Raw genomic sequence first — 26,777 nt, 5'->3', positions numbered from 1 at the left:
TATTGTTGTTGTGCTTTGAACAGAACGTTCTGATGAACATTATTTTAAGCGCCTATGTAAACCTAAAGAGGAACTTGCCTCAGCATCATACTGAACGCAGGTTCCTCTTCTATTATGAACGTATGGTACGTTCCTTATTTAATCTTGCGTACGAGGACGCATGTGCGGGAAGAGCAGTACGTCACGAATCGAAGGGGAGTTGGTCAGCAGCATGATCAGACGATCAACCCCGATTCCCAATCCGCCTGTCGGTGGCATACCATATTCAAGCGCACGGATGAAGTCATCATCCATCTCATGAGCTTCGTCGTTCCCATGTTCTTTCTCCAGCATCTGTGCTTCAAAGCGTTGACGTTGATCAATTGGATCATTCAGCTCTGTGAAGGCATTGGCATGCTCGCGTCCAACGATGAACAATTCGAAGCGATCCGTGAAGCGCGGGTCTACATCGTTTTTCTTCGCCAGTGGTGAGATTTCAAGAGGATGTCCCGTGATGAATGTCGGTTGAATCAACGTCTCTTCCACAAATTCTTCAAAGAACGCGTTCAGAATATGACCGAATGTCATATGTTTTTCAACCGGAACCTTATGTTCCTTCGCCAAGTTATGTGCTTCCTCATCCGTCATATGTACGGAGAAGTCTACGCCCACAACTTCCTTAACTGCATCCACCATCGTAACACGACGCCACTGCGGCGTAAGATCTACTTCATGGTCTCCATACTGGATCACTTGCGTACCCAGCACTTCCTGTGCAATATGAGCTACCAGGTTCTCCGTCAATTGCATAATATCCTTGTAGTCGGCATATGCCTCATACAATTCAATCATTGTGAATTCCGGATTGTGACGCGTGGACATACCTTCATTCCGATATACACGGCCGATCTCATACACCTTCTCCAGTCCGCCAACAATCAGACGTTTCAGGTGAAGCTCAATCGCAATCCGCATGTACAATTCCATATCCAGCGCATTGTGATGTGTGATGAACGGACGTGCTGCAGCTCCTCCTGCGATGGTATGCAACGTAGGTGTTTCCACTTCCAGATATCCAAGGGAATCCAGGTAACGACGCATTGATTGAATGATTTTGGAACGTGCGATAAAGGTCTGTTGTACGTCCGGGCTCATAATCAAGTCAACATAACGCTGGCGATAACGAAGCTCCACGTCAGTGAGACCATGGAATTTGTCCGGAAGCGGATAGAGCGATTTGGACAGCACTTCAAGGTCTTTAACTTTGACAGAAGTTTCACCTGTTTTGGTCTTAAAGATTACGCCAGTTACCCCAACGATATCGCCAAGGTCCAGCAGGCTGAATGCCGCATACTTGTCCTCAGGCACGGTATCCTGACGAACATAGATCTGGATTCTGCCGCTCAGGTCCTGAATATGTGCAAAGCTTGCTTTACCCATTCCCCGCTTCGCCATAATCCGTCCGGCAATACTGACTTCGATGTGCTTCTCTTCCAGCTCTTCCTTGGTCAGTTCTTCATACTTTTTCAGAATGGAGCCGGCTTCTTCGTTACGTACGTATTTTTGGCCAAAAGGATCGATTCCCAATTTGCGGAGCTCGTCCAATTTGTCACGGCGAATTTGTAAAAGCTCGCTAAGTTCGGTTTCCTGATTCAAGACTTCATCCGTCATGATCTATATTCATCTCCTTATTTACATTGCAGGCATCGCGTGAGGACACTCTTCCTCAAATGTTGAAAAAGCTTCCCTAAGGAAGCTTTTGTTTACCATGCCCAACTGCTTCGTTACTATAGCTTTTTAATATCTACAATTTTATATTGAATTACGCCAGCAGGCACACTTACATCAACAACTGTACCATTTTTCTTGCCCAAGATCGCTTTACCGACAGGGCTTTCGTTGGAAATCTTGTTCTGAAGCGGGTTTGATTCAGCAGAACCTACAATTGTATATTCTGTGATGTCGCCGAATTCCAAATCTTCCACAGTGACTGTTGCACCTACACTCACGACATCGGTGTCAATCTCATCACTGTTAATAATGCGTGCGTTCCGAAGCATTTTCTCCAAAGTAATAATACGACCTTCAATGAAAGCCTGTTCGTTCTTGGCATCTTCGTATTCAGAGTTCTCACTGATATCTCCATACCCGATGGCTACCTTAATCCGTTCAGCCACTTCGCGGCGCTTCACTGATTTCAATGTTTCCAGTTCTTCTTCCAGCTTCTTAAGTCCCTCTGGTGTAAGGATAACTTCCTTGTCGCTCATCTCAACCGATTCTCCTGTCATGGGAATAATTTGATTGTACGGCAACGGAATCAGTGGTAATTACATAGCTCCGCCCGCATACATCTTCAAAACTATATGAAGTTCTCCAGAGAAATAGAATATTCCTCCTGATGACTAGCCTTTAATTAACGCACATGGCGAATTTATACTGTGAAAGTATAGGGGAACGATCTCGAAAAGTCAATGTTACGTCATCTGTAGCTGTAAACGTTTTACAGACTTAATTACGATGCACTTCCGGCAATTACCGGTTCTGACTCCAAATTACCTTCACTTTTCAGCTGACTCACAAAGTTCTCCAGAATCTGTACCATCTCATCCCGCTTGGTGCCTTCCATAATAACATCCTTGATACGGGCAGATCCTTTCAAGCCTTTCAGATACCAAGCCAGATGTTTACGCATCTCGCGTACGGCAACTGTCTCATTCTTCAATGCAATCAGACGATCCATATGCAGGATGGCAACACGGATCTTCTCTTCGCCATTCGGGTCAGGAAGCAATTCCCCCGTGCTTAAGTATTGAATGGTACGATACAGCATCCATGGGTTTCCCAGCGCGGCACGACCAATCATAACCCCGTCACAGCCCGTTTCATCCAGCATACGGCGTGCGTCCTCTGGTGTATGGACATCACCGTTGCCGATCACCGGAATAGAGACAGCCTCTTTAACATCTTTGATGTGTGACCAGTCAGCAGTGCCTGTATAGAGTTGCTCTCGTGTTCGGCCGTGTACACTTACCGCCTGTCCGCCTGCACGTTCAACCGCGAGCGCATTCTCAACCGCGAAGATATGCTCGTTATCCCAGCCAATACGCATCTTGACCGTTACCGGCTTCTCAACCGCATCTACTACAGCGGATACCATCTCATAGATCTTGTTCGGATCAAGCAACCAACGTGCACCTGCATCACATTTTGTTACCTTAGGCACAGGGCATCCCATATTAATGTCGATGATGTCTGCATTCGTTTCCTTGTCCACAATCTTGGCTGCTTCTATGAGGGAATCACGATCTCCTCCAAAAATCTGAAGGCTCAGCGGTTTCTCACGCTCATCTACAAACAACATCTCCCGTGTACGCTGGTTGCCATGGACAATGGCTTTGCCACTCACCATCTCCGCACATACGAGGCCTGTTCCGAATTCTTTTGCGATTAATCGAAAAGCCGGATTACATACGCCAGCCATCGGCGCAAGTACGACCTGATTTTTCATTTCAATGCCACCAATGTTAAGCACGGTAGTCGTTTCACTCCTTTTACAATTCTATATAAATCAACGATTATGGTTCGATCGATATCTCTATTGTTATAGCATGACAAAACCGAAACGGTCCTAGTTACCCTGCAACTCCTCGATACTGATTGCCAGCACACCAGCAATTCGATCCAGTTCTTGCTGTGATACCTTACGGTTCCCCCGCTCAATGGTTCCCAGAATGGCCAGCGAGATGCCGGTCTCGGCAGCAAGTTCATGTTGTGTTAAACCTTTCAGCTTCCGGAATGCCCGGATTCGATTGGCCAATTGCATGTTTTCCAAAGCTGTATTCCATCCTTTCCATCCAGTACAGACAACGATGCGTGTACAAAGGTATACAAACCTGAAACCTCGTCCTCGGGTACGATATCCGACAGTGGCACCAGTACAAAAGCCCGTTCGCCCATACGGGGATGAGGCAATTGGAGCAATTCGGTATCTCGCGTCTCACCCTGCATCCAGAGCAGATCCAGATCAACGGTGCGCGGTCCCCAGCGAATATCACGAACACGTCCAAGCCGGTTCTCGATATCCAGTAATTCCGTAAGCAACTGCTCCGGTGTCAGCATCACCTGTACGGCGACTGCCATATTCAGAAACGCAGGCTGATCTACATATCCTACAGGTTCCGTCTCATATAGCGAAGAACAACGCAGAACGAATATATGAGGGTGTTCATCGAGCAAAGACAACGCCTCAAGCAACGTCTCTTCCCGGTCACCCAAATTGGCCCCTAAAGCAATATAAGCCTCTGAAGATTCAGAGGTCGAATGTGCAATCATGATCGGTTCTCACTTTCTTGTGCGGCGAAGCTCTACCGTTACGCCCTCAAAATGAATATCGAATGGCGGATGTGGCTTCGTCACCTTGACTGTCAATGCATTGATAATAGTATAAGTGTCTAGTAAAGAAGATGCAATATGTTCGCCCAAAGCTTCAATTAACTGGAATGATTTATTCTCTACAATCTGTTTGACTAGCTCATGGATCTCCGCATAATTGATCGTTTTGGTCAGATCATCATTACGTCCAGCCTCACTCAGGTCCATGTCAATCTCCAGATCAATATAGTAACGTGCCCCTAGCTTCCGCTCCTCGGCAAATACACCGTGATATCCGTAATACTCCATGCGATGCATAACCATTCTATCCATACGATCCGCCTGCCCTCTATATATATTGAAATTCTAATCTATTTGAAGTTATTCCTTAGCTTCGCCTTATAAAAACGCTGCGCTTCCACTGGACGGGTCACTCTGACCCGCCAGAATTATTTCCTCCGTATACCTGGAGAAGCGTATAACATGGCATCACACATATCTGCCGTCCGCCGAATCGACTTCACATCATGAACCCGAACCATCTGGCAGCCTTGGGCGATGCCGAAGGCAACGGTCGCAGCCGTTCCTTCCAGCGCATCATCGGCACCAACATCCAGGGTGTTCTGGATGAATCTTTTGCGTGAGGTGGCTAGCAGAACCGGATAACCCATTTCATTGAGTAAACCGAGCGATGACATGAGCTTCAGATTTTCTGCGAGATCCTTCACAAAACCAATGCCCGGGTCCAGGATAATCTGATCTGCTTTTACACCGGATCCCAGCGCAATCTGTATGCTCTCCTGCAAATCGCTGACGACATCACTCAAATAATCGGTATAGTTTCGTTCCTGTCGATTATGCATCAGAATAACGGGACACTCCAGTGCTGCTGCCGTGCGTGCCATATCTGGATCTGCCTTGGCCCCCCACACATCATTAATGATATGGGCACCGGCTAGAATAGCTTGACGCGCAACATCGGCCTTATACGTGTCTACCGATATTGGAATGTGCGGGGCTTGCTGATGCAATGCTTCGATAACCGGAATGATCCGGCTCAGCTCTTCATCGGCGCCCACTACATTTGAACCTGGCCGTGTGGACTCCCCGCCGATATCAATAAGGTCCGCCCCGTCCTCCATCATCTGCATGGCATGAGCAACCGCCCGCTCCACGTTGGTATACCGACCACCATCCGAGAATGAGTCAGGTGTGACGTTAAGAATGCCCATAATCTGTGTTCTTGCACCCAGCTTCAACTCAGCTGGCCCCCATGCATAGTTCCGTTCATAGATGACAGGTGTAAGTGTCATGAAGTATACCCCGCTTTCTGCCGGTACATACCCAAAAGGACTGTTGTAACCGGGCCTATATGTCCGTTGCTGATTATCGTTACGACTCCGTCCTGATCCCGCAGAGTCGTAACCGGAACCAGTTCGGCAACCGAGCCTGTTAGAAACATTTCATCTGCTTGCAGGAGATCCTGCCAGGCAGCTAACGTTTCTATGCAAGGAATGCCTTGCTCCGTGGCGATCTCAAGCACCACGGCTCTTGTGATGCCAGGCAGAATGCCGGTTGAGAGTGCTGGCGTGTAGAGCACATTTTCCCGTATCCAAAATATATTGCTGACAATACCCTCAGCGACATGCCCGTCACGGGTTAATTGTAGACCTTCTGCACCCTGTGCATCCTGCCCATACGCATTCAGCTCCCGTTTCGCCAGAATGCTGTTCATATAATGCAGTGACTTGAATCGGACTTCACCTTCGGGCGTGTTGCGTGGTGTAAACAACCTTTGAAGCATTTTGCCACTTTCATATAAAGAGGGAGTGGGCTCAGGTAATGCTTTTGCCATTAAAATATGATTTGGTTTTGAATAATCACCAGAAGGTAAACCTAGCGGCGCTTCACCTGCGGATACCGTGTATCGGACGTATGCATCCTGAAGTCCGTTCGCCTGCATCAAACGTTGAATCCAATCTGTCATCTCTGCCGCGGTCGTTGTAAAAGGAATGCCCAGTTCTTCACACCCCGAAGCCATCCGCTCCAGATGCCTTTCCAGCAGAAAAGGGATGCCTCGATAGGTCCGAAACGTCTCGAACAATCCAAGTCCGTACAAAAAGCCGTGATCCGTTACAGGAACCACGGCTGCCGCCATATTGACCAACTCTCCGTTTATCGCGGCATATTGCATATTATACCTTCACCTGTTGGGACAGGAAGTTGCGAAGCATCTGATGCCCATGGTCTGTAATAATGGATTCCGGGTGGAATTGAACCCCTTCAATCGCATATTCTTTGTGACGCAAACCCATAATTTCACCTTCAGCTGTCTCCGCTGTAATCTCCAGGCAGTCCGGCAGACTGCTGCGCTCTACAATGAGGGAGTGATAACGGGTAGCTGTAAACGGGGATGGCAATCCGGCAAATACGGATGTTCCATTATGGTGCATCTCGGATGTTTTGCCGTGCATCATGCGCTCTGCACGAATGACATTGCCCCCAAACGCTTGTCCAATGGACTGATGCCCCAAACATACACCAAAGATCGGAATGCTTCCCTTGAAATGCTCAATGACTGCCAGGCTAATACCTGCTTCATTCGGTGTACAAGGACCCGGAGAGATCAGAATATGATCAGGTGCCAGTGTCTCTATGCCTGCCAAATCAATCTCGTCGTTGCGGCGAACTTCCACCGTCTCGCCCAGTTCACCCAGATATTGAACCAGGTTGTACGTGAAGGAATCGTAATTATCGATAACCAGTATCATATGCCTGCTCCTCCTCATCTTCCGTCAATCAAGTGACGGTTGCTTCGTTTTATTTTTTAATGGCTTCGGCTCGCTCTACTTGTTCCTGTTCCATAGCTCTACTTGCTTCTGCCTCTTCGCTGTAATTCACAGCTCTCATCATCGCTCTTGCCTTGTTGCGACATTCCTTGTATTCCCGATATGGATCGGAATCAATGACAATCCCAGCACCGGCCTGTACATAACCAATACCATCCTTAATGGCAAGTGTACGAATGACGATGTTCAATTCCATATTTCCACTGTAATCCATCCACCCGATGGAACCCGTATAAGGTCCACGACGCACAGGCTCAAGCTCCTCGATAATCTCCATGGTGCGGACTTTGGGCGCTCCGGTAATCGTTCCACCCGGGAATGTCGCAGCAACCACATCAAATACGGATAACCCTTCTGCCAGTCTGCCCTCCACCTGGGAAACGAGATGCATGACATGGGAATACTTCTCGATGGTCATCAATTCAGGCACATGAACCGAACCGTAGGCTGCAATCCGTCCGATATCATTACGTTCCAGATCGACGAGCATAATATGCTCCGCCCGTTCCTTCTCACTGCCCAGCAGTTCATCCGCCATAGCCTTATCCTCTGCCTCATCACGGCCCCTTCTTCGGGTTCCTGCGATGGGACGTGCACTGACTTTCCCGTTCTCCACTTTGACCAGCAACTCGGGAGATCCGCTTACCAGTTGAAAGTCTGGACTACGAAGCATACCCATATACGGTGATGGATTCACGAGGCGCAACCATTCATAAATATGCTCAGCGCTCGAATGAAGCCGTTTTTCCTGTCTCAAGGACAGATTCACCTGGAACACATCGCCCTGTCTGATATATTCCTGTACTGTGCGTACAGCCTGTTCAAATTCCTCCTGTGGGAAGGAGGTTGCCCACCCTTCGGATTCCCTGTTCGCATCTTCAGGCTGCGGTGTACGATTGACCTGCTTGTTGCGGTGTTCCAGTGCCTGCATTTGTTCCTCGGCCTGTGCAACCCCCATTATATGAAGCCATCGTTGCTGCATCGCTATCGCCCGCGCTTCGGCTACTGCATATAGACCACGCACATCGGTTTCGTTCGGATTAGGCTCTACAGCCAGATGAACCATGCAGAAAAGTGCCTGTTGCTGATGGTCATACGCCCATATTTCTTCAAAACGCATCCACCAATAATCCGGCAGAGCCGGGTTATCTTCAGCCAAGGCTGGAAGCTTCTCCAACGATCTCGCTACATCATAGCTGAGATAACCTGCGTATCCACCCCCAAAGTCTGGAGCCCCAGTAACCTTAGGCGCACGATAAGGGGCTGTCCATCTCTTCAATACATCAAGCGGCTTGCCGCTGTCCGTCGAGGTGGTTCCTTCCGGTACATCACGAATAACCGCTTCCTGACCCTTCCCGGAAATAACGGATACGGGGTCTAGTCCCAGAAATGTATATCTTCCGCCTTTGCCATTCTCCAACACCATTGCGTAGGGTGACGCCTGTTCCCAGGCTGCCTCCCAAGATAACGGTAAACCGCCATGATACGGCCCCTCATCCGACTTGGTGATATAGGGCATCATGGTCCAGCCTTGCTCAGCCCACTCCATCCAGTCGGCGTATGTTGTCATCAGGTGTGTCATTGCGGTTTGCCGCCCTCCATCTGTCGCTAGTTCTATTGTCTGATAGTATACTAAAGCGCCGCTCCTTTTAAAAGCATTACACCAAAAATCCTCCATACCCGTCAGCGGGCAAGGAGGATTGGTTTTGTCATTTGTAGGTTTAGCCTTCGAAGTTGTAAAGCGGTGTGCTGAGGTAACGTTCACCGTTACTTGGCACGATTACAACAACGCGTTTGCCTGCACCCAGCTGTTTGGCAACCTGGAGACCTGCACGGATCGCTGCACCGGAAGAAATACCGGACAGGATGCCCTCTTCCTTCGCTACCTGACGAGCCGTCTCGAATGCATCATCATTCTCAATGTGAATGATCTCATCATAAATTTCTTGGTCGAGGATCTCAGGAATAAAGTTGGCACCAATTCCTTGGATCTTATGAGGTCCTGGTTTGCCGCCTGCGAGAATTGGCGAAGCTGCTGGCTCAACTGCAACAATTTTAATACCAGGGAAAGCTTCTTTCAGCACTTCGCCTGTACCTGTAATTGTTCCGCCTGTACCAATTCCGGCAATGAACGCATCCAACGTACCGCCCACAGACTGGATTGCATCAACAATTTCAGGGCCAGTCGTTTCACGGTGAATCTTCACGTTGGCTTTATTTTTAAATTGCTCAGCCATGAAATAGGATGGGTTTTCTTTCAGCAGTTCTTCGGCTTTTTTAACAGCACCGTTCATACCTTCAGCTCCAGGTGTAAGCACAAGCTCAGCACCGTACGCACGAAGCAAGTTGCGACGCTCCAAGCTCATGGTCTCAGGCATTACAATAACGGACTTGTAGCCTTTGGCTGCAGCCACCATCGCGAGTCCAATTCCCGTGTTACCACTTGTTGCTTCGATAATGGTATCACCTGGTTTCAACTTGCCTTCTTTTTCCGCTTCTTCCACAATGCTAATTGCGATACGGTCTTTCACGCTTGAACCTGGATTCTGATACTCCAGCTTCACGAATACTTCAGCACTGCCTTCAGGTACGATACGGTTCAGACGAACAAGCGGAGTACCTCCGATGAGTTCTGTTACGTTATTAACTACTTTAGCCATATGAATGCCCTCCTTAGGGATGAATAAAACTTGAGTCCTGTTAACTATACTGTGCGGCCGATAGCCTCTGGGATGTTATAGAAGAACTGCGGAAATCCTGCTGCTCCCATCCCTTACTGCTAATATTTCAAGACAGGGTGAAGGTTTCCGTAAGTTTCTTTGTTCAAAAGTAAAGCTTTTATATCCGAGTAAACGAGTAGGTATTTATTATTTTCATCTTATCAACGTTAACCCTCATTGTCAATATGAGTACTCAAAAAAATACTCTGCCTTCGGCCCTAAGACCGCAGACAGAGTATTTTTATCAAGATGCTGCAGAGCGAGACCATATTCCCATAAAATTTCAGGAGGCAGGAATCTCGGACAGGATTACGGCTTCATACTTGTTACGCAGCATTTGTTCGACCTGTGGCAAGGGATCCGCCTGACTCAGAGCCAGCTGCATTCGAATCTCCTCACGGACCTCTTCGGCCGATTGCACCTGTTGTTCTTCTTTATCATTGAGTCTGATAATCGCATAGCCCTCTTCCACTTGAACTGGACCACCAATATTACCTATATCCAGTCCGGCAGCGAGTTGAAGAATTTCTTCAGACTGGAATGGATCATTCCGCTCAATCCAGCCCAGCCTGCCACCAGCATCACGAGAGAAGCTGTCTGTCGATTGCCTGCGGGCAGCTTCTTCAAAGTCTTCCCCCTTCTCCAACACATCCAGTAAGGAATCGGCTTCCTCTTCTTCCTTCACTACGATAATGGACAAGTCATATTTCTCGGGGGAAACGTAGTCCTCACGGTGTTCAGTCCAGTAATGCTCAATATCTGCATCCTTGATCTGTATGCCGATCGTTGCGATTTTCTCCAACAGCAGCCTGTAGCCGGCTTCCAATTCAAGCTCCTGTTTCGACAGGCCCAATTGAGACTTCATTTCGTCATAATACGCTTTCTCCGAATCGTACCCATCCATCGCGGCCGCGAGCTCCCTTGCAATCTCTTGGGGTGTGACGATCAGCTTGCGTTCAATTGCTTCGGCATATACCGCTTTACGGTTTAACATCTGGAGTAATAACTCACTGCCGTAACGTCTTTTCAGCGCATCGGTCCACTCTTTATCCGTGATAACTTCTCCGTTGATCGTCGCTACGGTGCTTCCTTCTTCCGTATTGGCATCATGGGATGCATCTGCCTCGTCTTTGCCCTGTCTGAGACCATGCATAGCCATCACCGTACCCATGACCAGCATGCCCAGCGTCAAGACAATGACAGCCGTCCACAACCCTTTTTCCTGTCTTGTCATTCCGCATCCCGTCCCCGCATAGATCAGTTCTTGGCTTGCTCTAGGATGGTCTCAAGTTGTTCTTTATTAAAGTCATAAGCTTCATTACAGAATTGGCAAACTACTTCAGCTTGGCCCTCTTCTTCAATTAATTGTTCCATCTCCGTTTGGCCCAGGCTGATTAGCGTCTTCTCTACCCGCTCACGTGAACACTCACAGCTAAAATGAATATCCAATCCTTCCATTACTTGTACATCTGGCAACAATCGGCGAAGCAACTCTTCCAATTCAAGCCCCTGCTCCATTAAAGTCGTGACTGGCGGCAATGCACTAATAGCATTTTCGATCGCCGTGATCTCTTGATCTGTCAATCCCGGCAACAGCTGCATAATGAATCCGCCTGCGACAATAACGGAATTATCCGTATCAACGAGCACGCCAACGCCTACAGCAGAAGGTGTTTGCTCCGATTGAGCAAAATAGTACGTGAAGTCTTCACCCAGTTCTCCTGAAATAATAGGTACACTGCCACGATATGGCTCTTTTAATCCCAGGTCTTTCGTTATGTTAATGAAACCTTCCGTTCCAACCGCACCGGCAACGTCCAGTTTCCCCACACTGTTGCTTGGCAGATGTACATGTGGATTAGAAACATATCCTCGTACTTCGCCTTTGGCATTGGCATCGGCTACAATCTGTCCAATTGGACCATCGCCGTTGACTTGTACCGTTAACTTCTCTTCACCTTTGAGCATTGCACCCATAATGGCTGCAGTTGTAACCGTACGCCCCATGGCAGCTGTAGCCGTGGGAAACGTATCATGTCTTCTGCGTAGTTCCTCAACCAGTTCCGTAGTCTGGATAGCAAAGGCTCTTACCTTTCCATTCATTGCTGTACCACGAATTAACCGGTCATGCTTGTTGTTGTTTTCCAAGTCATTCAGCCTCCTTTGGCGTATCGCCATAATAGTCGTAACACAGAAAAAACGGCACAACACTTAAGCTGTAATCTCAGCCCGCTGTATGCCGTCTCTATGCTCACCTTTCCCGGTTCCGCTCATATATAATACGCAGCCCTTCAAGCGTAAGCAGCGGATCAACTTCCTCTATACTACGGGTTTCTTCTGCGATAAGTGTAGCGAGACCACCTGTCGCGATAACTCTAGGTTTCGCACCCATCTCTTCGCGAATGCGTTCTACAATACCGTCTACCTGCCCTGCATAGCCAAATATAATACCTGCTTGCATGGCATGAATAGTATTACGGCCAATGACCTTTTTAGGTTTCTCCAGCTCTATACGAGGCAGCTTGGATGCCCGCTCATAGAGGGCTTCCGTGGCGATCTGAATGCCAGGTACAATAGCTCCACCCAGGTAGTGACCTTTCTCGTCAATACAGTCAAAGGTCGTTGCGGTACCGAAATCGACCACGACGAGAGGGCCGCCATATTTCTCAACGGCTGCCACTGCATTCACAATACGATCTGCACCCACTTCACGAGGGTTCTCATATCGCAAGTTCAAGCCGGTTTTAATGCCGGGCCCGACGAGTAAAGCTTTTTTGCCTACATATTTCTCACACATCGCTTCGATGACATTCACCAGTGGCGGAACCACAGATGAGATGATGACACCTTCGATGTCACTTGCCCTGATACCCGACATATGAAATAAATTATAAATCAATACGCCGTATTCATCCACTGTTGACTGACGGGATGTACTCAGACGAAAGTGGTGCAGCAATTCCCGGCCTTGATATACGCCGAGCACCATATTGCTGTTCCCCACGTCTACAACTAGAATCAAAGAGGTTCACCCCTCTTTCTTTTCATTTAAATCCAGGCTGATATCCAGGCTCTCAAAAGAATAGGTTAACCTGCCAACCGAGATTACATCCACACCACTCTCAGCAATACCACGAATGGTCTGGAGGGATACGTTACCGGATGCTTCAACCTTCACATGAGGAGCCTGTTCACGAATAAGCTCAACCGCTTCACGCATCCGCTCTGGATGCATGTTATCCAGCATAATGATATCTGCCCCGGCTTGCAAGGCTTCTCTCACCTGCTCCAGATTTTCAGTCTCCACTTCAATCGTCATCGTATGTGGAATAACGGTTCGCGCACGCTGTACCGCCTCGGTGATTCCGCCTGCACCCTTGATGTGGTTATCCTTAATCATAACGGCATCGTACAGTCCAAATCGATGATTCGCTCCGCCACCCACGCGCACTGCGTATTTCTCAAGTAATCGGTGACCCGGCGTTGTCTTACGTGTATCCACAAGTCTGGTCTCAAGTCCATCCAGCAGATCAACGTAAGCACGCGTACGCGTAGCAATCCCGGACATACGTTGCAGCAAGTTGAGTGCCAGTCGTTCCCCCGTAAGCAGCGAGTGTGTACTTCCCTCTACCTCAGCTAAAATTGTGCCGTGGGTAACCTTGTCTCCGTCTGTTACCTTCGGTGTAAAAACAAGATCAGGATCAACGATCTGAAATACAAGTTCAGCCACAGTCATGCCTGCAATAATACCATTGTCTTTGGCGTGTATAATAGCCTTGGATTGGTTGCCTGCTGGGATCGTCACACTCGTTGTAACGTCACCTGCACCGACATCTTCACGAAGCCAGTTTTTGATTGATTCGATAAGCCCTTCATTATATCCGTTCAGTATCATGACATCAATTCCTCCACAATCGCTTGTTCTCGCTGCTGCAGACTATGCTTCTGCCACACCATATCATCACGTACCGGGAAATCCTCACGATAGTGAGCCCCCCGACTCTCCTCGCGGTGTAATGCGCCACCGGTAACTAACCAGGCACAGGTCAGAAGATTGGCATACTCCAACTCTTCCTTATGAGTAAGTGTCTGATCAAAAAACTGCAATTCCTGTTGCAGCTTCTCCATGGCCTTCCGCAGGTCCTCACCTTTTCGGCGCAAGCCTACCTGACGAACCATCATTTTCTGTAATCGTAAGCGTCTTTCGGATACCGGCTTTTGCTCTTCCATGATCTTGTTGATCTTGCTATTCATGCCCGCAGATGAAGGCGCACCCGCTCTTCCTTGTAATGAACCAAGCGGAGGAAGAGATTGAATACGCTCAACAATTCTCCGACCAAATACAATCGCTTCTGATAAGGAGTTGCTTGCCAGTCGGTTAGCTCCATGCACTCCTGTAGAAGATACCTCGCCACAAGCAAATAATCGGGAGATACTGCTTTCTCCACTTAAATCCGTTTTCACGCCACCCATCATGTAATGGGCAGCAGGTGCAACGGGAATCCAGTCGGTTGTCATGTCCAATCCATAACGCATACAAGTCTCATATATGGTAGGAAACCGGTGCTTGATCATCTCTGGCTGTTCATGCGTAATGTCCAAATACACGAACGTACTGTTGGTGGACTCCATCTCACTAACAATCGCTCGTGCCACGATATCGCGTGGGGCCAGTTCAAGCTGGACATGATAACGATCCATGAAGCGTTCGCCCTTCACATTGCGCAAATATGCTCCTTCACCGCGTACGGCTTCTGACACAAGGAAACGCGGGGCCCCCGGGTAACAAAGAGAGGTGGGGTGGAATTGGATAAATTCCATGTCACGCACGATAGCCCCAGCCCGGTAGGCCATTGCTACACCATCGGCAGTAGCTACATCCGGGTTCGTTGTGTATCGGTATAGTTGCCCTGCCCCGCCAGAGCAAAGAACGGTTGCCTGTGCTTTCACGAACACTTGCGATCCGTCATCCTTTTGAACCAGTGCGCCAATGCATTCCCCTCGCTCTGTAATCAGGTCAACAACAAAATGCTCATCCCATACTTCAATCCCGGGATGCTCATTCACTTCGACAGCAAGTGCACGTACAATCTCATATCCCGTGGCATCCCCGTTGGCATGCAAAATACGGCGGTGGCTATGCGCACCTTCCTGCGTCAATGCCAACTCGCCGTTCTCCAGATCAAACAAAGTACCCAGACGAATCAGTTCCTTCACTCCGTCCGGACCCTCATTCACCAATACCTCTACCGCCTCGGAGCGGCATAAACCCGCTCCTGCAACAAGTGTGTCCTGCAAGTGGTAAGCAGGTGAATCATCCTCAGCAATAACCGCAGCGATTCCTCCCTGCGCATATCTGGTGTTACTTTCAAGTAATGACTTCTTCGTGATCATTAATACACGTTGTTGTTCACTGGCCTTAATAGCAGTAAACAAGCCAGCAATCCCTGAGCCTATAACGAGTACATCCGTCTCTACCATGGGTAGCGCAGACAGATCAAAATCAACTAAATATTGCGGTATCATGTTATTCACCTGTCTTGGAGCAAGAGTAGCGCATCCTATTTTACCAACAACATGCGCTCTAGTGATTCTCTGGCTTTGTCGGCAACAGCCGGTGGCACGTAGATCTGCGGCTTCATCGTTTCCAGGCATTTCACCAGTTTCTTCAAGTTGTTCACCTTCATATTGGGACATACGAGGAACTTGGTAGCAAAGTGGAACTGTTTATCCGGACTGTCCAGACGAAGCTGATATCCTGTGCCATCTTCGGTACCTACGATAAATTCCTTCGCTGATGAATTTTTGCAATACTCCAGAATAGCTGTTGTGCTGCCCACAAAATCACCCATTTCCACAACTTCAGGGCGACACTCTGGATGAACAACAAACTCTGCATTTGGATGCTTAGCTCTCATCTCCACCACATCCTTGACTGTGAGCATATCATGCGTGTTGCAGTAACCTTCCCAGATAATCATTTTTTTGTCTGTATGCTGCTGCACGTAATGTCCCAGGTTTTTATCAGGTACCCAGATAATCTCGTCGGAATCCACCGATTGAATAACCCGAACTGCATTCGCTGAAGTACAACAGATGTCAGTCTCAGCCTTAATCTCAGCCGAGGAATTGATATAAGTAACCACCTTGGCGTTAGGGTGTTGTGCTTTCAATTTGCGTAGTCCATCCACGTTCACCATATCTGCCATCGGGCAGCCCGCACGTTCATCCGGAATAATAACTGTTTTGTTCGGCGCCAGAATTTTAGCGCTTTCACCCATAAAATGAACACCACAGAAAACAATTACATCGGCATCGGTTTGTGCTGCCTTCTGGGCTAACAAAAACGAATCTCCACGGAAGTCAGCAACCTCCTGTACCTCGTCACGTTGATAATAATGGGCAAGAATAATGGCATTCCGTTCCTTCTTCAATTCCATCAGCCGCTCACGCAGCTCGCGGTTCATCTCAGCCTTGCGCTCTAAAGCCAGAGCTTCCACCTGTGATCCTCTCCTTTATCGGGACAGCGTCATACGCTGTTTCGTAGGGCCATCCTAAGTCGTTAATGTCGCTTGAGAAACGAATCACAAGCGGTTTAACAACTAATCTACACAACGTTCACGACTCTGTCAATAAATGAAAAAGGCCCGGTACAGCACCTTAACCACCTGTTTGCTAACTGGTTCGCCATCTAACTCCCGTTTATCTGTATCTATCCCCTTTTAAAATAATGGACAAAAAAAGAGAGCCCAAGGGCTCTCCTGATTTCACCTGCTGGCGTAGCCAGATGTATTATTCATTAAGACGTTGGCTTCGTTCCGCCATCATCCGGGTTATTGTTATTACCTTTTTCCAGATTCGGAGACTCGTTTGGAATATCTCCTGCTGGTGGCTCAGGCGTTTCATCTTTACCTTGAATACGGACACGCACATCACCGATGTTGTCGATGATTGGCTCTCCGCCTTCAGTTGGTGTGCCTTCACCATCATTGTCGTTCTCTGCTTTTGGAGTTAAGGAACCTGTTTCGATCAATTGCTTGATCTGATCCATTTCCAAAGTCTCTACCTCAAGCAAAGTTTGAGCGATCAGATGCATCTCTTTTGAATGTTTAACAAGCAAGTCCTTACATTTCTCATAACATTCATTGATAAAGCGTTGCATTTCCTGATCAATCTCATACGCAATGGAATCCGAGTAATTCTGTTCATGACCGATATCCCGACCAAGGAATACCTGTCCTTGTGAACTTCCGAATTGCATAGGTCCCAATTTCTCACTCATTCCGTATTCCATAACCATGCTGCGAACAATACCTGTCGCTTGCTGGAAGTCACTGTATGCACCAGTACCAATCTCTCCGATGAACAATTCTTCAGCTACACGACCTCCGAGAAGTCCGGTTACTTTATCCAACAGTTCCTGCTTGGTAACCAGCATACGGTCTTCTTTTGGCAACATGATTACATATCCACCCGCACGTCCGCGCGGGATAATGGTCACTTTATGTACCATATCAGCATGTTCCAGGAAGTATCCTACAATGGTATGGCCTGCTTCGTGATAAGCAACGATTCGTTTCTCACGATCACTGATGACACGGCTTTTCTTCTCCGTACCAACGATGACACGGTCAATCGCTTCGTCAACTTCTTTCATGGAAATATCTTTACGATTACGACGTGCTGCTAGCAATGCCGCTTCGTTCAAGAGATTCTCCAAATCTGCACCAGAGAAACCTGTTGTACGTTTCGCGATAATATCCATCTTCACGTCTTTAGTCAGTGGTTTATTACGGGAATGTACTTTCAGGACAGCTTCACGACCTTTTACATCAGGGCGGTCAACCGTAATTTGACGGTCAAAACGTCCTGGACGCAGCAAGGCAGGGTCCAAAATATCTGCACGGTTCGTTGCAGCTACGATGATAATACCTTCGTTAGCTCCGAAACCGTCCATTTCAACGAGCAACTGGTTAAGTGTTTGCTCACGCTCATCGTGACCACCACCAAGACCAGCACCACGCTGACGTCCTACAGCATCAATCTCATCGATAAAGATGATACATGGCGCATTTTTCTTTGCATTTTCAAACAAATCACGTACACGTGATGCACCGACACCGACAAACATTTCCACGAAGTCGGAACCTGAAATACTGAAGAATGGTACACCCGCTTCACCGGCTACCGCACGAGCGAGCAACGTTTTACCTGTACCTGGAGGACCTACGAGCAATACGCCCTTAGGAATCCGTGCACCTACTGCTGCGAATTTACGAGGGTCCTTGAGGAAGTCTACAACCTCAACAAGTTCCTGTTTCTCTTCGTCAGCACCCGCAACATCTTCAAATGTAACCCGCTTCTTCTCTTCGTTATAGAGACGAGCACGGCTTTTACCAAAGTTCATTACTTTACCGCCGCCGCCTTGAGCCTGATTAAACAGGAAGAAGAACAGCAGGAACATAATGATCAAAGGGATAAAGGAAGTCAGCAACGTCAACCAGATGCTGTCACCTTTCATTGGCTCCTGATGATATTGGAAATTGTTAGTTTCACTTGCAGCTACAAGCTCACTAATTGCCTCATCCGTAGGAGGAATATACGTTGAGAAATTTTCTGATTTGGCGCCATCTGGTGCCTTCTTGTATTGACCGGTCACGAGATACGTTTGACCGTTGAATTGAACCGTCAATTCAGAGACATTGTTGGCTTTGATCGCTGCACGCAACTGATCATATCTAGGATTATCGGTGGCTTCGCCGCCATTGCTGACGAACTGGACTATCCCCACCACAACTAAAAAAAGAATCAAATAAAAACCAGAATTCCGGATGAACCGATTCATCCCCTACCTCCTCTCGAGACACTTTAATTATTTTAACATAGCCCGACATGGCTTCTCAACAGAAGCCAAGAACAGCTCAAGGCTTGGGTCGGGCAGGATATTAGCTACTATAGACTTCCGGCTTCAAAATCCCGATATAGGGCAGGTTCCGGTACTTCTCCGCAAAATCCAAACCGTAACCAACGATGAACGCGTCAGGAATGTCAAAGCCTGTGTAATGAGCTTCCAACTCAACTTTACGGCCTGAAGGCTTGTCGAACAGCGTAACCACACGCACCGATTCGGCACCGCGGTTTTCTAACAGTTCAATCAGATAGCTGAGTGTAAGTCCGCTGTCGATAATATCTTCGACAATCAGAACTTCCCGTCCTTCAACGGACACATCCAGATCCTTAATGATTTTGACAACACCTGATGACTTGGTGGAAGCGCCGTAACTGGATACCGCCATAAAATCCATTTCAACAGGTACCGTTATGTTTTTAACCAAATCAGCCATAAATATAAACGCACCCTTGAGCACACAAATGACCAAAGGATTGCGGTTTGCATATTCGGCACTTAGTGTTGCACCTAATTCCTTGACTTTACTCTGAATTTCTTCTTCACTGATCAATACTTCTTGAATGTCGTTCTGCAACTGTGCGAACCTCCTAAGTTATACTATGAAAGCCTTACCTGAACCATAACCACTACCCCTGAATCGCTGAATCGCCTACAGTCATGTACAGGATTGCGGAAGTGCCCTCCCTGACAGGAGCCACACTGGACCGTCGAACACCCGGTAACCAGATGATATGACCTGCTCCATCACATACCACAGGAATACGTGGACGGACAGATGGGGGGATTTTCTCATCGATGAAAATATTTTTCACCTTTTTGCTTCCGTTTAATCCCATTACTTTCATGGTATCTCCAGGTAACCGTGAACGCACAACCAGCGGCATAAGCAGTTGATCCGCATCAAACGCGGCTTGATCCGCCGATTCCGGTACATGATAGTCCTCGGGACTCACCGTCATCAACCGAATATATCGATTAATTGGGGTGAGTGAAAGCTCATAAGTTCCACTCCATTGCGCAAGACGATACTCGTAAGATTGATCCTGTACGTCCGTCCGTATGCCGAAAGAAATCAGATTATACTCCCGAGTGCAGGCGAGTGTCTGTCCTATATCCAGGCTCCAGGTCGTCACATGGGTCTCCATGACCTTGTGTCGAATGGTTTCTATACGGGTAAAGTCGACAAAATCACTGTCCAAAGGCAGATAATTCAATATTAGTTTAATCAACCTTCGTTGTAAAGCGACATGTAACTTCAAGAAGGAAGGCACCTCAAAGGTTTGCCTTCCGCCGTTCACCTGCACTAGACACCTGTATGTGTCATATGCACTCTGCTCCATGAAATCGTCTTCATCACCCACAATTTCGGCAAGCCGATTCAATGACGGCGTGAGTTGTCCATTATACTGCCCCAAAAAAGGAAGCACATCCAAGCGAATGGCATTACGCCGATATTTACGCAGGGTGTTGCTTTCATCATTAAAATACATAAAACCCTGGGTATTACAAGCTTCTACAAGGTCTGTCTTGTTTATACGAAGGCATGGACGAATAAGTTCCACATTTTTTTCTCGCCTTTTAAACTTCATTCCTGAGAGTCCCGACAAGCCGGTTCCACGAAGCAAATGAAGCATGACTGTCTCCGCCTGATCATCCGCATGATGTGCCAAAGCGATGCTTGCGGCATTATACTTGGTAGCTACTTCATGTAGAAAAGCATACCGCTTGTTGCGAGCAGCCTCCTGTGGTCCTTGACCCGTCAGCTCCATATATGAAGGAACATCGGCCTTGGTCCATTCAAATGCAATGCCAAGCTGCTGTGCCAGTTCCATCATTTTGTCGGCTTCATCATCCGATTCGGGACGGAAACCATGATGCACATGCGCACAGATCAATTCAAGCGGGACATGCCGCTTGCTGATCTCGTGCATGATATGCAAAAAAGCCACCGAGTCCGGCCCGCCCGATACTGCGACGACAATCCGATCCCCGGGAACCCATAACTGATGCTCTTCCGCTGCATCCAGCACGTTCTTCACCAGCATGTTCCAGCGTAAAGCCTCCATACCTGTTCCTCATTCCTTGCGTTATGTATATGCACTCTCACAGATCAGAAACGCAGTGCATAGATGAGCACTCCAATAAGTAATATCACAGATACAGCGAATGCGTTCTTAAGCCAGCGCGGTGTTGTACTTTTGGAACGACGGCGTAGAGGCGTGGGACGAGCCATCATTTCCTTCCACGCTTGTGCCGCATGACCTGCATCACGAAACTGACCTCGTAGTGCCTGAATCGTCCAATTGCGAAAAGGACCCAGTCGTTCACTGCGCTCCACCAGCGCTACGAGCTGATTCACACTTCGCAGTTGTGGTAATCCTTCTGCTGCCAGTGCCTTGAGCGCGTCTGCTTCAAGTACATGAATCAACAATAATGCAAATGCAAACACATCATAGGTACCATCGGCTGTACGGCTGCCTGCATTCCAGAAGCCCCGATCATACCATTCGGTGAACTGCTTGACGCTTCGACCAATAGACGTAACTCCGCCGTAGTCGATCAGTTCTACCTGCCCATAATCGGATACCAGCACATTCTGAGGTTTGAGATCACCAAACACCCATCCTGCCTGATGCAATTGTGCCAGCTTCTGCAAGAGCCTAAGTCCCACCAGAAGTGTCCAGTCTGTCCCCTGACGCCGAATGAAGTGATGAAGAGCCTCACCTCTAACGTAACGCATCACATAAAAGGGAATATCCCGGCCACGAACGGCATAATCATCCACATCTTTAAGATAGGAGGGAATGCCGCTCTGCCGAAGGGCTTCATGATTACGCTGTAGTTGAAAAGATTTGAGCACATTGACTTCCGATTGTAGATCTACCGGATCAAATCCCATTTTTAGCGCGTAGTGTTTGCCATTTTCACCCCGTTGGACAAGAAAAACGATGCCATTGGCTCCTTTGCCCAGTAGCTTCCGAATCGTGTAACGACTGCGATTCCATTTCCCTGTAACCACTGTTCCTGGCGGGAAAGAGGCGTCAGACAACGTTGTCACCGAGCATCCCTTCTCTTTCAATGCGATAGTTCCCTTCTATTTCCTGCTGTTCCTCCAGTGTACCATAACGGTAAAAATCAATCACCTTCTGAATTGCAGGACCTGTCGGTGTTGCGCCCTTCATCTGCAACCTTCCATACAGGGACCGAACACGGCCTGGATCCGTTGTCCAGTCAATATCCATTACCGCATCTTCTCCACTGTGTCGTCCCGGGAAATGAAATACGGAAAGCTTGCTCTGACCTACACGCGCCTGCAAACTCAACATTAAATCGCGAATGCCCTCTTCAACCGCTGCCAGTTTGGGCTTCATGCTGGCACTGACGTCTATTAGCAATATCACCTGTAAGGCTGTAGTTTCAGCCATGTCATCCATCACTTCCACGACCCGGGCGCGTTGTGCAGGCTCCAGATCGGTTACCGTTTTGGGCTCCTTCTCCCCCAAAATTTGTGTTAACTCTCTATTAACCGCCTGCTGAATAGTCTGAACCACCGTTTTCCTTGTCATCATCTGCATGGTATGGGCAAGCTGCCGTGTACCTACGATTTGGCTGATACCACCTCCGGCTCTGGCAATATCCTCAATCTCCCGACTGCCCAACTCACCAATGGTTCCATAATCAATCACGCCAACTACATTAACCGTAATGCCCTCTTCCTGTGCTTCGGCCGCTGCCAGCACCGGACTTGGTCCTACATTGGAACAACCGTCGGTGATCAATAAGATTTGCTTCATCCGATATCCCTCCGTTATTCGTTACTCTCCAACTCTATGACTAGCATTGCCAGATTGAAGAGACTTCAAACAGAAGAATATGCAATTAGCTGACGGTCCGTGGTCGCTCCATCCGATTAATGCCGGGCACACGCAGTGTGGCCCATTCAGGACGGAAATGCTCTACTTTTCCAACAACGACGGTCATATCATCCAGAATTTCATGCTGCTGATATCTTATGACACTTTCAAGCAGGCAATCGGCCAAATCTTGTGGATCGTCTGTATCAATCTCTTGAATGAGCCGTTTCATCCATAGCTCTTTGTTCACAGCATACCCCGGTGCATCATAGATGCCATCCGTCATCATAATGAGGATATCACCTGGTTGTAGCTGTACCGTCACCAAATCCACTTCAATATCTTTAATAATACCGATTGGCAAATTGCTGGCTGAAACCTGAATAACCTCCTGTCCACGTTTGATAAAGCTTGGCGTTGATCCGATTTTCATAAACGTTGTCTCTGCCGTATACTCATCAATCAGTGCCATATCCACTGTGGCATACATCTCTTCAGGGGAGCGCAGCATCAGAACGGAATTCACGGATTTGATCGCCAGTTTCTCGTCCATGCCGGACTGTAGCAACTGCTCCAGTATGTTCAGTGCCGCGCTGCTCTCCATGCGAGCCCGTTCCCCATTGCCCATTCCATCACTGAGCGCAACCGCGAATGTACCGTTTCCTAACTCAACTGTGCTAAAGCTGTCGCCTGACATCACATCTCCCCCTTTGGCAGCAGCAGCAACACCCGTGGTTACCTCGAACGTTTTGGCTGAACCAAACGTAACAGTCGCCAGTCCCTGACGAGGGTCGGTCATCGTCTCATGCAAGACGGCGATATGTTCGTCCAGTACATCCGAGATCAGCGGAGCGATCATTTTCCGGCACTCGTCGAATCCCCGTGTATATGCATGTACTATCTCAATTTCCACATTGCCCGCTTCCAGATTGATGATCTCAATCGAGTGAATGGACAGGCCCAGTGACTCCAGTGCATCCCGAATCTGTTCCTCCTGTTGCACCATCTCCTCACTTTCCCGCTGAATTTCTTTGGCCAGGTCCTCCATGACCTGAGATACACCGGACAATTGCTCTGCAACCAGCTGCCGGCTATCAATAATCTGGCGTTTCCACTGCATGTTATGCTGATGCAGCCCGTATTGGGCACGCATGACTTCAAGTACCTCTTCCGGCTTGGAACATACCCTGTTCCATTCGACTGGAATTTGCTTACCTGAAATCTCCGGGTTCCCTTCAATGGTACTCATCACATCGGTCATGTATTTGTAGGTCTGAATAAACTTGGCATCCCAACATTGCGTACGCTTGAAGCAGCTTGCACATGTGCCCTCGGCAACCGCATTCATGAAATGATCCATTCCACCTTCTTTCTGTACTGGCTCTCCCGCACCGGACATCTGATCAAAGCTGCGTGACAATTGACGGAATACCTGCGAGAAGCGAGTGACCCGTTCTGCTGTGATATCCCTAATCCGCTTGGCATACTCATGCTGGGATTTGGTATGGTCCTGCGTACCTGGTACATATTTCGATATCGCCGTCATCAAGCTCTTAGGTGTCAACATAAACAGAACGATAGCCGCACATGTCTCCCATAATGAATTCATCACATCACCTGGCCCACCCAAGTAGATGGATAGAATGGACGAACCCAGCAGCATGCCCAGTGCAACCCCCGCACGTTTACCCTCTCGAAGCATCCCTGCCAGCATCCCGGCAAAAGCAAGCAGGCTCATCTGATACACCGCTGACATGTCAGCCAGACTCAGAATCAAGCCGGTAATGACCCCAACTGAGGCTCCGAGGGGGGCTCCGCCCACCAGCGCAAAGATTAATATGAGATAACGGGAGAGCATATGCTCGACGGATAAGGATTGAATGGTCCACCCCACGGCTCCCGTCATAACGGAAGCGAGCAATATAATCAGGCAGAGGATCTCCTCGTTCTTTAGGCTGAACTTTTTTTTGCGGTAGGTGAAGATCGGTATGGCTTGTATGAAAACAAGGGTAAGCACAAAGCTTAGTACCGAATCCATCGTGAGCATCAGCATAGCGTACCAGCTGAAGGATGGCCCGATCACAACCGCGAATAATTTGACCATAAATGTAGTGGTAAACACCATCGTCGGCGCATAAGATAATTCAGCACGATCATATGACTCCAGACCGCGGAAGAGCAGATAAAAGATGGCGATCTCTGATGCAACAATGAGTGGTACGGGAAACGGTGCAAAGAGACTACCTGCGAGTAGAGCGGCGCCTACCGGAATGATGTAATCCCTGCGCATGAAAGCAATTACGGCGAAGTACGCAATGGCAAAAGGAGATAACTCATTCAGGATCATCGCCTTTCCGAGTAGAAATCCCATAAACGTAAGCAGCAGTACCCATTTGCGGGAAGCCACCATTTGGACAGCCTTGCGGGAGCCAAGCCAATGTTTCAGACGTACAGACAACTCCTCCCGAGCTTCCGTACCACCTTTACCTGCTTTCATTCCCGGAAATTGAATGACATTCCACTTTTCCATCATCCTCAAGGCACCCCATTCGATTAATTTGAATTTTCGTGTTTCGTTCTCGATGGTTCTGATTATAGATAGAATAGAAGACGTAGTTTGTCAGATTAGGTGGGCAGGGTCCAAAAAGTTTACGACAAAAGAAACGAACCTGGCGCGGTGGAGCAAAACCCCCGGCCTTATTGTGGTTTCTGTCCTTCCCTTACTTCATTCCGACAAAGGCAATGTCTGATTTTGAACTGGAGGTGCTTTGGTCTCGCCATCATTTGAGCAGGATAGCTGTGGAATGCCACGGAAACCTGTCGGTAAAAAATGGTAGACGACAAATGTTCTTATGGTTCCATTTTGTCGTGCAGAAAAACTGGGGATATGGAGATTCACTTTACAAAAAAAGCTATTCCGCTCTTATCTGTGAAAGTCATCTGTGAAAGAAATGCAAAAAAACCGTTAGCCCAAGGGCTAACGGTTTTACTTATATGTTTAGATCAGGTTGTGACAGATTACACACGCTTGGCTCCGCGGCCTCCACGTTTGCCTTCTGTGTTCTTCTTAAGCGAAGAGATCCGCTCTTCACTATCTTTCAGGAAGCGTGACATTTTATCCTCAAATGAAGGTTTGCCTGCTGCGGGCTTGAAAGAACGGCCTCCGCGGTCACCACGGTTAAATCCACCGCCGCCGCCACCACGACCTTGGCCACCACTTGGACCTCCGCCGCTGAATCGTTCGCGATCTCCTCCACTGCGTTCCGGTCTAGGAGCTCTCGGGGGTCTGGATTGTGTTTGTTGCTCAACCGGTTTGTCAACAGCTTGCTTAATGGAAAGTCCGATCTTGCCATCCTTGTCAACGTTGATAACCTTCACTGTAACGAGGTCATTCAGCTTCAGGTGGTCGTTGACATCTTTGACGTAATTGTCGGCGATTTCCGAGATGTGAACGAGACCCGTGACACCTCCTGACAGATCCACAAATGCTCCAAAATGCGTGATTCCTGTCACCTTGCCCTCTAACTTGGTGCCCACTTCAATTGCCATAGAATAAAATGATCCTCCCTTAAAAATATACAACCCGATTTTTTGAATGCCAAAATCAATGCTGCGCTAATGTAATTATACCTTATGCCGTAAACCAAGGTCAACTGAACACTACCCCATCAGAGAGCCTATTTTTTCCGGTTTAACGGCTTCAGACACACGGATAACAAACCTAGCTCGGTAATGGACCGAATTCCATCAGTTCCCTGACTCTTCAACCTGGATTGGCGTTTCCTCAGGAAGATAATATCCTTTTTTCCGTGCCAGCTGTCCTATGTATTCAGGGTCATTCAACCGGCTGACTTCGTACTTCAACTGTTCCAGCTTCTTCAATGTATCTGCCTTTGAAGCTTGCTGAGTAGCCAGCTGAGAACTCTTGTCCGAAATTTGTGCATTCTGCACAAGGAATGTATATCCTGCCCATATTACAAATACAATCATAAACGTCATCCAAAGCATGAGGCGCCTTTTTGCACCGGCAGATTTTCCTTGGTTAGTTGGAGCCTTTGATCTGCCCACAGGTGTTTTACCCATTACGGACCTC

At 48.1% G+C, this 26,777-nt stretch carries 25 protein-coding genes; all 25 read right to left on the bottom strand.

The window, feature by feature from the left end:
* Positions 1–138 precede the first annotated feature (138 nt).
* The 25 genes from lysS to NLBNIHML_RS17680 all read right to left on the bottom strand — a co-directional run bounded on the left by lysS (position 139) and on the right by NLBNIHML_RS17680 (position 26,767).
* Entirely contained in the window at positions 139–1,650 is a 1,512-nt protein-coding gene (lysS, locus tag NLBNIHML_RS17800; protein ID WP_339238954.1) for a lysine--tRNA ligase, read from the bottom strand.
* A 116-nt stretch (positions 1,651–1,766) separates the two neighbouring features.
* Positions 1,767–2,246, bottom strand: a complete 480-nt coding sequence (gene greA / locus NLBNIHML_RS17795; RefSeq protein WP_076216743.1) for a transcription elongation factor GreA — start codon at positions 2,244–2,246, stop codon at positions 1,767–1,769.
* A 245-nt stretch (positions 2,247–2,491) separates the two neighbouring features.
* A complete protein-coding gene (gene dusB, locus NLBNIHML_RS17790) occupies positions 2,492–3,511 on the bottom strand; it encodes a tRNA dihydrouridine synthase DusB (protein WP_339238953.1) in 1,020 nt (339 codons plus the stop codon).
* Between the two features lie 96 nt (positions 3,512–3,607).
* On the bottom strand, positions 3,608–3,802 hold the full coding sequence (locus NLBNIHML_RS17785; protein ID WP_339242857.1) for a helix-turn-helix domain-containing protein: 195 nt from the start codon (positions 3,800–3,802) through the stop codon (positions 3,608–3,610).
* On the bottom strand, positions 3,763–4,311 hold the full coding sequence (folK, locus tag NLBNIHML_RS17780; RefSeq protein ID WP_339258184.1) for a 2-amino-4-hydroxy-6-hydroxymethyldihydropteridine diphosphokinase: 549 nt from the start codon (positions 4,309–4,311) through the stop codon (positions 3,763–3,765). Before folK ends, NLBNIHML_RS17785 begins: the two co-directional genes overlap by 40 nt.
* Positions 4,312–4,320: 9 nt before the next feature.
* Positions 4,321–4,683, bottom strand: a complete 363-nt coding sequence (gene folB, locus NLBNIHML_RS17775; RefSeq protein WP_339238951.1) for a dihydroneopterin aldolase — start codon at positions 4,681–4,683, stop codon at positions 4,321–4,323.
* A 116-nt stretch (positions 4,684–4,799) separates the two neighbouring features.
* Positions 4,800–5,663 carry a dihydropteroate synthase gene (folP, locus tag NLBNIHML_RS17770; protein WP_339258182.1) on the bottom strand — a complete coding sequence of 288 codons (864 nt, stop codon included), beginning with the start codon at positions 5,661–5,663 and terminating at the stop codon, positions 4,800–4,802.
* Positions 5,660–6,544: an aminotransferase class IV gene (locus tag NLBNIHML_RS17765; protein ID WP_494352442.1), complete on the bottom strand. Its 885-nt coding sequence runs from the start codon at positions 6,542–6,544 to the stop codon at positions 5,660–5,662. The genes folP and NLBNIHML_RS17765 overlap by 4 nt, the downstream gene beginning before the upstream one ends.
* A gap of 1 nt (position 6,545) precedes the next feature.
* Positions 6,546–7,121, bottom strand: coding sequence for an aminodeoxychorismate/anthranilate synthase component II (gene pabA, locus NLBNIHML_RS17760; protein WP_339238947.1), 576 nt, complete (start codon positions 7,119–7,121; stop codon positions 6,546–6,548).
* Positions 7,122–7,170: 49 nt separating this feature from the next.
* Positions 7,171–8,781, bottom strand: coding sequence for an anthranilate synthase component I family protein (locus tag NLBNIHML_RS17755; protein WP_494352441.1), 1,611 nt, complete (start codon positions 8,779–8,781; stop codon positions 7,171–7,173).
* Between the two features lie 139 nt (positions 8,782–8,920).
* Positions 8,921–9,859, bottom strand: a complete 939-nt coding sequence (gene cysK, locus NLBNIHML_RS17750) for a cysteine synthase A (protein ID WP_339238945.1) — start codon at positions 9,857–9,859, stop codon at positions 8,921–8,923.
* A gap of 343 nt (positions 9,860–10,202) precedes the next feature.
* Positions 10,203–11,153 carry a peptidyl-prolyl cis-trans isomerase gene (locus NLBNIHML_RS17745; protein WP_494352440.1) on the bottom strand — a complete coding sequence of 317 codons (951 nt, stop codon included), beginning with the start codon at positions 11,151–11,153 and terminating at the stop codon, positions 10,203–10,205.
* A gap of 23 nt (positions 11,154–11,176) precedes the next feature.
* Positions 11,177–12,097 (bottom strand): Hsp33 family molecular chaperone HslO, encoded by a 921-nt coding sequence (hslO, locus tag NLBNIHML_RS17740; protein ID WP_494352439.1) that lies wholly within the window; start codon positions 12,095–12,097, stop codon positions 11,177–11,179.
* Positions 12,098–12,170: 73 nt separating this feature from the next.
* Complete coding sequence (locus NLBNIHML_RS17735) at positions 12,171–12,941, bottom strand: type III pantothenate kinase (RefSeq protein ID WP_026081372.1); 771 nt, start codon at positions 12,939–12,941, stop codon at positions 12,171–12,173.
* Between the two features lie 6 nt (positions 12,942–12,947).
* Positions 12,948–13,814, bottom strand: coding sequence for a carboxylating nicotinate-nucleotide diphosphorylase (gene nadC, locus NLBNIHML_RS17730; protein WP_339238942.1), 867 nt, complete (start codon positions 13,812–13,814; stop codon positions 12,948–12,950).
* On the bottom strand, positions 13,811–15,445 hold the full coding sequence (gene nadB / locus NLBNIHML_RS17725; RefSeq protein WP_494352438.1) for an L-aspartate oxidase: 1,635 nt from the start codon (positions 15,443–15,445) through the stop codon (positions 13,811–13,813). The genes nadC and nadB overlap by 4 nt, the downstream gene beginning before the upstream one ends.
* A gap of 35 nt (positions 15,446–15,480) precedes the next feature.
* Positions 15,481–16,419, bottom strand: coding sequence for a quinolinate synthase NadA (nadA, locus tag NLBNIHML_RS17720; RefSeq protein ID WP_017691350.1), 939 nt, complete (start codon positions 16,417–16,419; stop codon positions 15,481–15,483).
* A 299-nt stretch (positions 16,420–16,718) separates the two neighbouring features.
* Positions 16,719–18,764, bottom strand: coding sequence for an ATP-dependent zinc metalloprotease FtsH (gene ftsH / locus NLBNIHML_RS17715; RefSeq protein WP_339238940.1), 2,046 nt, complete (start codon positions 18,762–18,764; stop codon positions 16,719–16,721).
* A 100-nt stretch (positions 18,765–18,864) separates the two neighbouring features.
* A complete protein-coding gene (gene hpt / locus NLBNIHML_RS17710; RefSeq protein WP_017691352.1) occupies positions 18,865–19,404 on the bottom strand; it encodes a hypoxanthine phosphoribosyltransferase in 540 nt (179 codons plus the stop codon).
* A gap of 52 nt (positions 19,405–19,456) precedes the next feature.
* On the bottom strand, positions 19,457–20,896 hold the full coding sequence (gene tilS / locus NLBNIHML_RS17705; protein WP_494352437.1) for a tRNA lysidine(34) synthetase TilS: 1,440 nt from the start codon (positions 20,894–20,896) through the stop codon (positions 19,457–19,459).
* Between the two features lie 44 nt (positions 20,897–20,940).
* A complete protein-coding gene (locus NLBNIHML_RS17700; RefSeq protein WP_253428901.1) occupies positions 20,941–21,888 on the bottom strand; it encodes a serine/threonine protein kinase in 948 nt (315 codons plus the stop codon).
* Positions 21,872–22,624, bottom strand: coding sequence for a VWA domain-containing protein (locus NLBNIHML_RS17695; protein WP_494352436.1), 753 nt, complete (start codon positions 22,622–22,624; stop codon positions 21,872–21,874). Before NLBNIHML_RS17695 ends, NLBNIHML_RS17700 begins: the two co-directional genes overlap by 17 nt.
* Before the next feature lie 85 nt (positions 22,625–22,709).
* Positions 22,710–25,217, bottom strand: coding sequence for a stage II sporulation protein E (spoIIE, locus tag NLBNIHML_RS17690; RefSeq protein ID WP_339238936.1), 2,508 nt, complete (start codon positions 25,215–25,217; stop codon positions 22,710–22,712).
* Between the two features lie 485 nt (positions 25,218–25,702).
* The gene (locus NLBNIHML_RS17685) at positions 25,703–26,233 is read right to left on the bottom strand and encodes a S1 domain-containing RNA-binding protein (RefSeq protein WP_017691357.1); all 531 of its coding nucleotides are present in this window, start codon (positions 26,231–26,233) and stop codon (positions 25,703–25,705) included.
* Positions 26,234–26,431: 198 nt separating this feature from the next.
* A complete protein-coding gene (locus NLBNIHML_RS17680) occupies positions 26,432–26,767 on the bottom strand; it encodes an FtsB family cell division protein (RefSeq protein WP_339238935.1) in 336 nt (111 codons plus the stop codon).
* Positions 26,768–26,777: the final 10 nt, after the last annotated feature.

Source organism: Paenibacillus sp. JNU01, assembly GCF_059130585.1.
The sequence above is the reverse complement of the archived record's forward strand: the minus strand, read 5'-3'. Positions and strand labels throughout refer to the sequence as shown.

Bases quoted from the DNA above. Each gene is read 5' to 3' on its own strand.
- lysS (WP_339238954.1), bottom strand. From the start codon at position 1,650: ATGACGGATGAAGTCTTGAATCAGGAAACCGAACTTAGCGAGCTTTTA.
- greA (WP_076216743.1), bottom strand. From the start codon at position 2,246: ATGAGCGACAAGGAAGTTATCCTTACACCAGAGGGACTTAAGAAGCTG.
- NLBNIHML_RS17785 (WP_339242857.1), bottom strand. From the start codon at position 3,802: ATGCAATTGGCCAATCGAATCCGGGCATTCCGGAAGCTGAAAGGTTTA.
- folK (WP_339258184.1), bottom strand. From the start codon at position 4,311: ATGATTGCACATTCGACCTCTGAATCTTCAGAGGCTTATATTGCTTTA.
- folB (WP_339238951.1), bottom strand. From the start codon at position 4,683: ATGGATAGAATGGTTATGCATCGCATGGAGTATTACGGATATCACGGT.
- folP (WP_339258182.1), bottom strand. From the start codon at position 5,663: ATGACACTTACACCTGTCATCTATGAACGGAACTATGCATGGGGGCCA.
- NLBNIHML_RS17765 (WP_494352442.1), bottom strand. From the start codon at position 6,544: ATGCAATATGCCGCGATAAACGGAGAGTTGGTCAATATGGCGGCAGCC.
- pabA (WP_339238947.1), bottom strand. From the start codon at position 7,121: ATGATACTGGTTATCGATAATTACGATTCCTTCACGTACAACCTGGTT.
- NLBNIHML_RS17755 (WP_494352441.1), bottom strand. From the start codon at position 8,781: ATGACACACCTGATGACAACATACGCCGACTGGATGGAGTGGGCTGAG.
- cysK (WP_339238945.1), bottom strand. From the start codon at position 9,859: ATGGCTAAAGTAGTTAATAACGTAACAGAACTCATCGGAGGTACTCCG.
- NLBNIHML_RS17745 (WP_494352440.1), bottom strand. From the start codon at position 11,153: ATGACAAGACAGGAAAAAGGGTTGTGGACGGCTGTCATTGTCTTGACG.
- hslO (WP_494352439.1), bottom strand. From the start codon at position 12,097: ATGGCGATACGCCAAAGGAGGCTGAATGACTTGGAAAACAACAACAAG.
- nadC (WP_339238942.1), bottom strand. From the start codon at position 13,814: ATGATACTGAACGGATATAATGAAGGGCTTATCGAATCAATCAAAAAC.
- nadB (WP_494352438.1), bottom strand. From the start codon at position 15,445: ATGATACCGCAATATTTAGTTGATTTTGATCTGTCTGCGCTACCCATG.
- ftsH (WP_339238940.1), bottom strand. From the start codon at position 18,764: ATGAATCGGTTCATCCGGAATTCTGGTTTTTATTTGATTCTTTTTTTA.
- tilS (WP_494352437.1), bottom strand. From the start codon at position 20,896: ATGGAGGCTTTACGCTGGAACATGCTGGTGAAGAACGTGCTGGATGCA.
- NLBNIHML_RS17695 (WP_494352436.1), bottom strand. From the start codon at position 22,624: ATGAAGCAAATCTTATTGATCACCGACGGTTGTTCCAATGTAGGACCA.
- spoIIE (WP_339238936.1), bottom strand. From the start codon at position 25,217: ATGATGGAAAAGTGGAATGTCATTCAATTTCCGGGAATGAAAGCAGGT.
- NLBNIHML_RS17685 (WP_017691357.1), bottom strand. From the start codon at position 26,233: ATGGCAATTGAAGTGGGCACCAAGTTAGAGGGCAAGGTGACAGGAATC.
- NLBNIHML_RS17680 (WP_339238935.1), bottom strand. From the start codon at position 26,767: ATGGGTAAAACACCTGTGGGCAGATCAAAGGCTCCAACTAACCAAGGA.